This window comes from Massilibacteroides sp., assembly GCF_028705895.1.
Taxonomy (GTDB): Bacteria; Bacteroidota; Bacteroidia; order Bacteroidales; family Tannerellaceae; genus Massilibacteroides.
Map to the genome: position 1 here is coordinate 1 of NZ_JAQWCQ010000082.1, position 10210 is coordinate 10210.

General features: G+C 40.0%; 7 protein-coding genes. 2 read left to right on the plus strand and 5 right to left on the minus strand.

Translation table 11 applies throughout. From position 1 onward, the window contains the following. Positions 1-630: 630 nt before the first annotated feature. The gene (locus PHT93_RS14375; protein WP_300244299.1) at positions 631-2448 is read right to left on the minus strand and encodes a YgiQ family radical SAM protein; all 1818 of its coding nucleotides are present in this window, start codon (positions 2446-2448) and stop codon (positions 631-633) included. Between the two features lie 184 nt (positions 2449-2632). Between PHT93_RS14375 and frr the strand changes: the two genes are divergently transcribed. Then, positions 2633-3193: a ribosome recycling factor gene (gene frr, locus PHT93_RS14380; RefSeq protein ID WP_300244302.1), complete on the plus strand. Its 561-nt coding sequence runs from the start codon at positions 2633-2635 to the stop codon at positions 3191-3193. Between the two features lie 59 nt (positions 3194-3252). Next, positions 3253-4185 carry a ribosome small subunit-dependent GTPase A gene (gene rsgA, locus PHT93_RS14385; RefSeq protein WP_300244306.1) on the plus strand — a complete coding sequence of 311 codons (933 nt, stop codon included), beginning with the start codon at positions 3253-3255 and terminating at the stop codon, positions 4183-4185. Here the strand turns inward: rsgA and PHT93_RS14390 are convergent, their stop codons facing one another. The 4 genes from PHT93_RS14390 to PHT93_RS14405 all read right to left on the minus strand — a co-directional run bounded on the left by PHT93_RS14390 (position 4186) and on the right by PHT93_RS14405 (position 10073). Next, positions 4186-5514, minus strand: coding sequence for a deoxyguanosinetriphosphate triphosphohydrolase (locus PHT93_RS14390; RefSeq protein WP_300244308.1), 1329 nt, complete (start codon positions 5512-5514; stop codon positions 4186-4188). 3 nt (positions 5515-5517) lie between these two features. Further along, positions 5518-6210, minus strand: a complete 693-nt coding sequence (locus PHT93_RS14395) for an NAD-dependent deacylase (protein ID WP_300244310.1) — start codon at positions 6208-6210, stop codon at positions 5518-5520. Positions 6211-6321: 111 nt separating this feature from the next. Next, positions 6322-9135 carry a M16 family metallopeptidase gene (locus PHT93_RS14400; RefSeq protein WP_300244312.1) on the minus strand — a complete coding sequence of 938 codons (2814 nt, stop codon included), beginning with the start codon at positions 9133-9135 and terminating at the stop codon, positions 6322-6324. A gap of 92 nt (positions 9136-9227) precedes the next feature. Then, positions 9228-10073 (minus strand): DUF4886 domain-containing protein, encoded by an 846-nt coding sequence (locus PHT93_RS14405; RefSeq protein WP_300244314.1) that lies wholly within the window; start codon positions 10071-10073, stop codon positions 9228-9230. Positions 10074-10210: the final 137 nt, after the last annotated feature.

Below are 10210 nucleotides of genomic sequence, written 5' to 3' on the forward strand. Positions count from 1 at the left end.
TGACAAATAGATACTTTTTTCGTCCTTTTACTTACGCGTAAAAAAATGTCCATCCTTGTTTTTTGATTTATAGTACCGTTTTAGACCAATAAATATTGTATTTAGACTAAAACAGCCCGTTTTTTACGAAAATATAAAGGTTATTTTCTGAAAAATATCCTTTATATTCAAAAAAAGAATAGAATCTTTTTCCAAAAAGAATAGGGGGATTTTATCCATTGCCTTTTTTGTTCAATTTTGATAATTTTAAAAAAACGGGCATGCCGTATCGTATGTTTTAAGTGTGGTTTTTCGGTGTTTGTTTTTCGGGTACATATATTGTCATTTTATTTAATAAAGCGCGTTAAAACAACGCTATTGAAGCTGACGACAATTTGTCTGAAAATGACAAATTTTGCTATTATTTTGTTTTTTCGCTTTTTTATATTTGCTGTCCACGATTTGTTTTAGCCTATCGAGGTAATCCCATTAAAAACGACATAATCCAAGTGTAATAACAACCGGGGTTTCGGACTGATCCAACATTCCTCCGTACGTTGGATTAAAATATAGTGGGCTTTCAGTCCGATAAAACAACACATTATATTACTTGTAATGGGAACAATGCTCTAATGCGATTGCCCGGACTTGCTATCTGTTCTTTTTTCGGTTCGCAAAGAGTTGATCGATGAGGTCTTTGCGACCAATGCGACGCAGAGACTGCGTGATACGTTGGCGGTATTCCGGCTGATACCAAAAGAAGAACTGTCGTTGAGCAAGTTTTTCTTCTTTTGTTCTTGCGGTATATACTTTTTCTAAAGTATAGGGATGATAGCCTGTATAATACATTTCTGTGGCCAATGTCATAGGAGTCGGAGTGAAATCCTGTACCTGTTCCAATTGAAAATTCAGTTGTTTCGTCTGGATTGCCAAATCAGCCATATCTTCTTCTCTACAGCCCGGATGACTGGAAATAAAGTAAGGGATAAGTTGTTGGTTTAGTCCCTGACGACGATTCACATCATCGAATAGTTTCTTAAATTGCCCAAACTGAGAAAATGTGGGTTTCCGCATCTGCTTGAGGACTTCATCCGAGGTGTGTTCGGGAGCAACTTTCAATCGCCCGGAAACATGACGGGCAATTAACTCTTCCGTATAGGTTCGTGCTGCTTTATTCGTTTTTTCATCCTTATAACGATGCAATAGCAGATCATAACGAATCCCACTACCGATAAATGATTTCTTAATTCCCGACAACGAGTCCACCTCTTTATAAATATCCAAAAGCGGAGTATGATCTGCATTCAGATTCGGACAGATCACCGGTGAGATACAGGACGGTTTTTTGCATTTGGCACAGATACGTTCATCTATACCTTTCATGAGATACATATTAGCAGAAGGGCCTCCCAGATCACTAAGATAACCTTTAAAGTCGGGCATTTGTATTACCTGCTTTACTTCCTTAAGAACAGACTCTTTACTTCGGGAAGCAATAAATTTTCCCTGATGAGCCGAGATGGTGCAAAAGGCACAGCCACCGAAACAACCGCGATGCAGATTAACCGAAAATTTAATCATCTCAAAAGCAGGAATCACTTTTCCTTTATATTTCGGATGGGGCAGGCGCGTATAAGGTAAATCAAATGAAGCGTCGATTTGTTCCTCTGTCATAGGAGGAAAAGGAGGGTTTACTACGATTGTACGTTTCCCGGCCGACTGTAATATTCTCGAAGCGTGGTATTTATTCGATTCTTCTTCAATGTGACGAAAGTTCTTAGCCTGCTTCAATTTGTCTTTCAGGCATTCTTCGTGAGAGAAAAGATGAATATCATCTTCATTAGCCGCAACAGGCTGATCCGTAATATAAGCAGTTTGCGGTATGTCTTTAATAGTATGAAAGTCTTCTCCCGCTTTCAATCTCTTAATCAGTTCTTTAAGAGGCAATTCTCCCATGCCATAGATCAGAAGATCTGCCGGACTCTCTGCTAAGATTCCCGGTCTTAGTTTATCCTGCCAGTAATCATAATGCGTTAAACGCCTCAACGAAGCTTCGATTCCACCTAATAAGATAGGAGTCTTTGGGTAAAGCTCCCGAAGTATTTTGGCATACACGATACTTGGATAATCGGGACGCATACCTGCTCTCCGGTCGGGTGTATAGGCATCGTCGCTGCGGAGACGTTTATTCGCCGTATAATGATTTATCATGGAATCCATAGCACCCGGAGATATCCCGAAAAACAAACGAGGTTCGCCCAACTTACGAAAATCACGAAAGTCGCCACGCCAGTCGGGCTGGGGAACAATTGCTACGCGCAATCCCTCTGCTTCAAGCGTTCTGCCTACTACCGCAGCGCCAAATGACGGATGATCGACATATGCATCTCCGGAGAAAAGAATAACATCTATGTAATCCCACCCTCTTGCTTCAACTTCCTTTTTTGTTGTCGGTAACCATGTATTCATGGCGGCAAAGGTACGGGTTTTTCATCAGATTTAATTTATTACTTCTATAACAGTTTCAGTCGTTTACAGTCTGACTCAGCACTGATAAAAATTATAAGAGAGTTCTTCTCTGATGTGTCCGTGTGATTTGTCAGGTTCGAAAACTTTACTACTTTTGTTACATAGAAAACAAATACAATTTATTATGGTGGACACGAAACTAATTGTAAAATCTGCAGAAGAGAAAATGTCATCTGCGATAGAATTTCTTGACGAACAGCTGGCTCGCATCCGTGCGGGAAAAGCGAATCCGAAAATTCTGGATGGTGTTAAGGTTCCTTACTATGGCAGTCCGGTTCCGTTGACCAATGTAGCGACAGTTACTACGCCGGATGCTAAAACAATTATGATTACTCCTTGGGAAAAAAATCTGATAAGGGATATTGAGAAAGCTATTATGGATTCTGAAGTGGGTATCACGCCTGAAAATAATGGTGAGATTATTCGTTTAGGAATTCCACCTCTGACGGAAGAACGCCGTCGCGTATTGGCGAAACAGTCAAAACAGGAGGCCGAAAATGCAAAGATCAGTATTCGTAACGCACGTAGAGATGCGATTGATCTGATTAAGAAAAGCGTTAAAGACGGAGTCCCTGAGGATGTTGCCAAAGATGCGGAAGCAGAAGCTCAAAAAGTACACGATAAATACATCAAAAAAGTGGATGATTTGTACGTGGCTAAGGAAAAAGAAATTATGACTGTTTAAATAGAAAAAGAGAAGGGGGGTGTAACAACCCCTTTTCTTAACAGAGCAGCAACTAAAGCATGAAAGGATTAGTTATTAAAAACACCGGTAGTTGGTACACCGTCCGAACAGAAGACGGAAAGGACGTTGAGTCTAAGATAAAAGGCAACTTCCGACTAAAAAATATACGCACAACTAATCCTATAGCTGTGGGAGATCGTGTTTCTATCGACATAAACAACGAAGGAACAGCTTTTATTACGGAAATTGAGGAAAGAAAGAATTATATCATTCGCCGCTCATCTAATTTATCCAAACAAGCACATATTATTGCGGCAAACTTAGATCAGGCCATACTGATTGTTACGGTCAACTATCCCATTACTACCACCATCTTTATCGATCGCTTTCTGGCTACAGCCGAAGCATATTCTATTCCGGTAAAAATCGTATTCAACAAAACGGACAGGTATCATCAACAGGATATAGCTGTGATGAATAAACTGACAACTCTCTACACGGAAATTGGTTATTCGTGTGAAAGGATTTGTGCTCTTACAGAAGAAGGAATTGAGGGCTTTAAATCGCTGCTAAAAGGAAAGATATCGTTACTCTCCGGTCATTCCGGCGTTGGAAAATCAACCATTATCAACAAAGTTCTTCCCGAGGCAAACCTGAAAACAGGAAATATCTCCGAATATCATAACAAGGGGATGCATACTACCACATTTTCGGAAATGATCCCTTTACCCGACGGAGGATATATCATTGATACTCCCGGGATCAAAGGGTTCGGAACAATTGAAATGGAAGAGGCTGAGATCTCACATTATTTCCCTGAAATATTCCGTCTTTCGTCGGGATGCAGATTTAATAACTGTACGCACAGACACGAGCCGGGATGTGTGGTTCTGGAGGCTTTAAACAATCACCAGATTGCCGAATCGCGCTATAAAAGTTATCTCAATATCCTTCAGGATAAAGAAGAAGGTAAATACCGGGAAGAGTATTAATCAGACAGCGGGAAGTCCCATTCCTGTAATCTTACGGTAAAGGTCAAGCGCATAGACGTCTGTCATTCCTGAAATATAGTCCAGAACACATTGTATTTTACCATATGTAGTAGGTACTTGCGTATCATATTGATCGGGAATGCGCTGCAATAACAATTTACTATATGCATGTTCCTGATTCATGACAGCCTCCGTCAGGCAATCAATCAGGTGACTAAAAATACGATACCCCGCCAGTTCAATATCCAGCACTTCTTTTGCTTTATAGATTTTTTTATAGGCCATGTCAGAGCAAGATTCATACGCCTTACGGGATTGCGGTTCAATCTGCTTAATCAGAGGCCCTTCAAATGTACCGTTCAGGAAACGGTCTTCATGTTCAATAAAAACGCGGGAACATTCATCCACCAACAAACCTATAATAGAAGAACGAAGATAACCAATCTGCTCGTTTACATCATCCACCATACGCATAATACGAGTAATACGTTCCCGTTTTTCTCCGGTAAAATAACTCAACAACAGCTCAATAGCCTCTTCACTGGTCAGGATATGCAACTTGTGGGCATCTTCGATATCCATAATCTGATAGCAGATATCGTCTGCCGCTTCAACCAAATAAACCAATGGATGACGGGCATAACGATCCTTTTCATCATCTAATTTAAGAATGCCTAATTCATCGGCAATACGTTTATATGTTTCCTCTTCTGATTGAAAAAAGCCGAATTTGTTCTTCTTTATTGATTGAGTAGATGGATAAGGATACTTCACAATACAAGCCAACGTACTATACGTCAGAGCAAACCCTCCTTTTCTCCGTCCGATAAACTGATGAGTTAACAAACGAATGGCATTTGCATTTCCTTCGAAATGAACAAAGTCCTCCCAACGTCCACCTTCTTCACGAACTTTATGTTCGTGCTTCATACCTACTCCTTCGGAGAAATAAGCAGAAATAGCCCGTTCGCCGGAATGACCGAAAGGGGGATTTCCCATATCATGCGCCAGGCAAGCAGCAGAAACAATCGAACCGAACTCAGCAAAATTAGCCGTCTCCGCCCCGTATTTCTTACTTAAAGCACGACCAACATTATTTCCCAGTGAACGCCCTACACAAGAAACTTCCAAACTATGTGTCAATCGGTTATGCACAAATATACTACCCGGCAGCGGGAATACCTGCGTTTTGTTTTGCAGGCGGCGAAAAGGGGAAGAGAATATAAGGCGGTCATAATCTCGTTGGAAATCCGTACGTTCATGATGACGTTCATCGTGATACTCCTCCATACCAAAGCGTTTGTCGGAGATAAGTTGTGTCCAGTTCATGCTTTATTTAATTTGCTTTACCAGTTCTGTTAATTGTTTTACGCCCTTTGAGGCGGTTGCTTTTATGAAGTGAATATCCGTCCGTTGCGTTTTTACATCTTTGGGATCAATCAGATAAATCGGGCATCCTTTATGCGCATAAGAAATTAGCCCTGCTGCTGGATAAACATTCAGAGATGTACCGATTACGACAAAGACATCCGCCTCTCTCACCCACTCAATAGCAGGTTCAATCATCGGAACCGGCTCACCAAACCAAACAATAAACGGACGTTGCTGTCCTCCATCAGGAGCTTTGTCACCAAGATGCAAATCGGGTTCTTCGGGAGAAATCGGATAAGCTGTATTCAGATCATAGGTAGAACAATACTTCATCAGTTCGCCATGCAAATGAATCACCTTCGTGCTACCTGCCTGTTCATGAAGGTTGTCAATATTTTGCGTAATAATTCGTACATCAAAATACTTTTCAAGCGCAGCAAGCCCTATATGTCCGGCATTAGGCTTGCATTCCAGTAGCTGTCTTCGGCGTTGATTATAGAAATCAAGAACAAGAGCCGGATTTGCAGCAAACCCTTCCGGTGTAGCCACATCTTCTACACGATAACGTTCCCATAAGCCATCCGAATCACGAAAAGTAGAGATACCACTTTCCGCACTCATACCTGCTCCGGATAGCACTACCAATTTCTTCATAAGTCAATTATTTACTTATACAAACCTACTAAAAATATTAAGACCGGATATAAAAAGGGCTATCCAATCTAATATTGGATAGCCCTTCTTCTATTTAATTAACGCGAATGATCAGGCAGCCGGAGTCATTACGACTTCGATTACGTTTTTCTGATCAATCAGCTTTTTCAATGTTTCCTGAATTAATGCCGGTGTCAGAGCATTAACCGCATCTTTGTAATCTTTTACATTATCAATATTGTCTTCGTAGTATGTCTTGATTGTATTTCTCCACCAACTGTTTTCACGGAGGTTCTCATCATACTTTTTCAACATATTCTCTTGGATTTTCTTCACGGCTTCAGGAGCAGGACCTTTCGCTAAAAGATCATCTACTTCCTGATGTATAATGCCAATCAATTTTTCCTGTTTCTCAGGATCAGTATCAAACTGCATCAAAAGAATGGCTTTTTCAACAGGAATATTGCCAATCGACGCGTGAACACTTACACCGTATGACCCGCCTTCTTTTTCGCGGATACTATCAAGATAACGGTCGAACAACAAATTTTCAATTGCTTTCATTACCACATTATTCTGTAAAGTATAAGGTAGTTCGCCACTATAATAGATCAGGTTGGATGCTTTCTTTACTTCCATTTCCTTCGTAAAATAATTCTTCACATCACCCTTAGGAGTACGAACTTTATGGTCTATGTATTTTTCGGAGACTTGTTCAGAAGGTAATCCTCCAAGGTAAGTACTGATAGCCTGACGTGTTTCCGGATTCTTCGGATCGATATTCCCGACAAAAACGAAGGTGAAGTCAGCAGGAATAGCAAAACGATCTTTGAAAATAGCCAACGCTTTATCCTGATTAATCTTTCCCACAGTTTCAAGCTTCAACGAAATCGTGCGAGGATGATGTTGCGAGAGAATCTGGTTTATTGAGTCCGAGAATGTCTGACGCGGATCTTTTGCTGCGTTTGCCAAACTGGTATTAATCATATTGATAAATGCCTGATAACTATTATCATCCTTACGTGGCGCTGTAAAATTCAAATAGATTAATTGTAGCATTGTCTCGAAATCAGAAACAGAAGAGCTTCCATTAAAACCTTCCTCAAATTCACTGATATAAGGGCTTACTCTTGCAATCTTACCTGTAAGCGCCTTTTGCAAATCTATCTTGCTAAAATCGCCCAGACCATTATTGCCTACAATCTGAGAAGCTAATACAGCAGAATAGAGGTCATCTGCGTTTTCAACTTTAGAAGTTCCTCCTTCGCTGAATGCAGACATCTGAATTTCGTCTTTCTTAAATTCAGTAGGCTTCAAAACAACCTTCACTCCATTACTTAATGTCCATTCCGTTGCGCCTAAAGCCGCATTTTCTGTTTCTTTCACAATACTTCCGGCTGCAGGTATTTCATTTAGAATCGGTTTACTCAGGTCTTCTTCCGCCTTTGCGGTTAATTCCGCCTTTGAAGCCTTGTCAAAAGCAGCCAGAATTTGTGTATTATCCGGTAATTTCACAGATTCTTTCTCCGGAGCATTGATAGAAATAATAAGGTTTTTATCCGTAACATATGATTGTGCTACCTGATTAACCATAGCCACATTCAATTGAGGAAGCATCATCTGAAGCATCTGATATTCCCATTCGATTCCGGGGATAGGTTCTAACTCAAGGAAATGTCTTATATATTCGCGAACATAGCCGGAGCTTTTCTGATGCTCACGGTCATTGTATTGTTTCTCCGTACTCTTCAGAAGATCTGTCTTTGCCCGCTCAAACTCTGAATTCGTAAATCCGAAACGTTTAATTTTTTCAGCTTCAAGAGCTAATGCGTCCAAACCGGCCTGTTCCTGACTTTCTTTCGGAATCCCGATCAGGATAAACGCATCTTTTGATTTCACAATATTGCCATAATAAGCATAACCAGCAACAAATGGAGCATCTGCCTGTTGTGTGATTTCTGAGAAACGATTATTTATCATTGTAGAAATCAGGTTGTTTATAATTAAAAAAGAATAACCACCTATTGATTTCTTTGCCTCTTCCGGTAAAATATCTTTTTTGTATTCCAAACGTATTGTGGAATAACGAGCTTCCGGATCAGTTACAACAGCGATAATAGGTTCATCATTATCAGGAAGAGGATATACGGGACGTTCTCCTGCATTCGGCATACGCGGAATATCGCTGAATAGTGTTTTAATTTTAGCTTCTATCTGATCGACGTCAATATCACCAACAATAATGATCGCCTGAAGATCCGGACGATACCATTTATGATAGAAATCACGAATTGCCTGATGGTCAAAATTATTAATCACGGCAGTATCTCCAATAACATCACGTTTTGCATATTGCGATCCGGCATATTTGAGCGCATTCGTTTTCTTCCACATCCGCCTTTCCGGCCCTTGCCCTGTTCGCCATTCTTCCAGGATCACTCCTCTTTCACTGTTGATTTCATCACTTTCAAGCGCTATGAAATTTGACCAGTCGTGTAGAACGAGCAGAGCACTGTCAATTATACCTTCACGCGTTGTGGGTACGGACGACAGATTATATACCGTTTCATCTAATGAAGTATAAGCATTGATCTCATAACCAAAGCGCACTCCTATTGATTCCAGGTAATTAATAATTCCTTTACCGGGGAAATTTTTCGTTCCGTTAAAAGCCATGTGTTCCAGAAAATGTGCTAATCCATTCTGATCATCATTTTCCAAACTCGCACCTACATTTTGTGCTATATAAAATTCCGCACGTTCTTTGGGTTCCTGATTGGCACGAATATAGTATGTCAACCCATTATCTAATTTACCATATCTAACCTTCGGATCTATCGGAAGCGGAGGTGCCTGTTGCGCTTGTAAAGCAGATATGCTTACTCCAAGCAACAGTAAAAAAAGCAGTAGTTTCCCTTTTCTCATTGTCTTTATTTTAAAATTGGAATTAATAAAAGATGTACAAATATAGAATTTGAAATGATTCAATCTCTATTTATCATTGTCTTTTATCATATTTACTTCCTTACTTTTTGCTGTAATACTTGCGTATGAATGATCGCTCGATGCGCTGACTTTTTAATAATTATATCTTGTTCAGTGGAAGCCTCTGACAATTTAAACGGATTATCTGTTGCCGGTTTACCGGTCAATACTTCATACCATACACAAGCCGCAGTAAATTTCCCAAAGTCATTCAAGTGGTAACCGTCACGACAAAAATTATCGCCTAATTCACTTTCTCTTGCATATTGAATGGCTGGCCCGGCAGGAATGATAATATCAATCCCTGATTTTGCGGTAGCTCGTTGTACGGCATCAACTATAGCATCAAACATTCGATTCTGATCTTTTCCAAACTTAAGAAAACCGCCATGCTTAGAATCTTTGGCATAAGCCCACGTCATGTGAAAGGCTATTTTCACATTCGGATTCTTTGCGTGCTTCTTCAGGTAGGTAACCAGATTCGGTAAATAAGGAAGATAGGTAGCATAAACACCGGAAAAATGACTGGCTTGCTGAATTGTTATATAGTCCCAATCTTCATCATTTATCATATCCAATAGAGTCTTCTTTGGCTCTACTTTCTTTTCTCCCTGAACATCGATCTTACGGTAAGAATAATCAGGCAAGTCTAAAAGAGCATTATTCCAATGTCTCTCCAACGAGCAGCCGCCGATCATTGCATTACCAATTATCATCTTAACCTGCCCTGCCCGTGCCAGATCATCCAGATAAGTCTCGGTTGCATCTTCAGAGAAACTATTACCAATAGCCAGAACTTTTACAACGTTATCATTACCATATACGGTAATACTTGTTGAAAGAAACAGAAGGGTTAAAAATAAAAAAAGTCTTTTCATCGTATTTAATTAATTGAAGTTTCGCAAGTTAAAAACAGGAGTTGCTATTAAGGCATAAAAAAGGCATAGGGATTTTCATATATCACTGAAAATGAGTATATTTATAGTGTCTAAAGAATAAAATACTCAACCCTATG

Coding starts and splice junctions, on each gene's coding strand:
- PHT93_RS14375 (WP_300244299.1), bottom strand. CDS start 2,448: ATGAATACATGGTTACCGACAACAAAAAAGGAAGTTGAAGCAAGAGGG.
- frr (WP_300244302.1), top strand. CDS start 2,633: ATGGTGGACACGAAACTAATTGTAAAATCTGCAGAAGAGAAAATGTCA.
- rsgA (WP_300244306.1), top strand. CDS start 3,253: ATGAAAGGATTAGTTATTAAAAACACCGGTAGTTGGTACACCGTCCGA.
- PHT93_RS14390 (WP_300244308.1), bottom strand. CDS start 5,514: ATGAACTGGACACAACTTATCTCCGACAAACGCTTTGGTATGGAGGAG.
- PHT93_RS14395 (WP_300244310.1), bottom strand. CDS start 6,210: ATGAAGAAATTGGTAGTGCTATCCGGAGCAGGTATGAGTGCGGAAAGT.
- PHT93_RS14400 (WP_300244312.1), bottom strand. CDS start 9,135: ATGAGAAAAGGGAAACTACTGCTTTTTTTACTGTTGCTTGGAGTAAGC.
- PHT93_RS14405 (WP_300244314.1), bottom strand. CDS start 10,073: ATGAAAAGACTTTTTTTATTTTTAACCCTTCTGTTTCTTTCAACAAGT.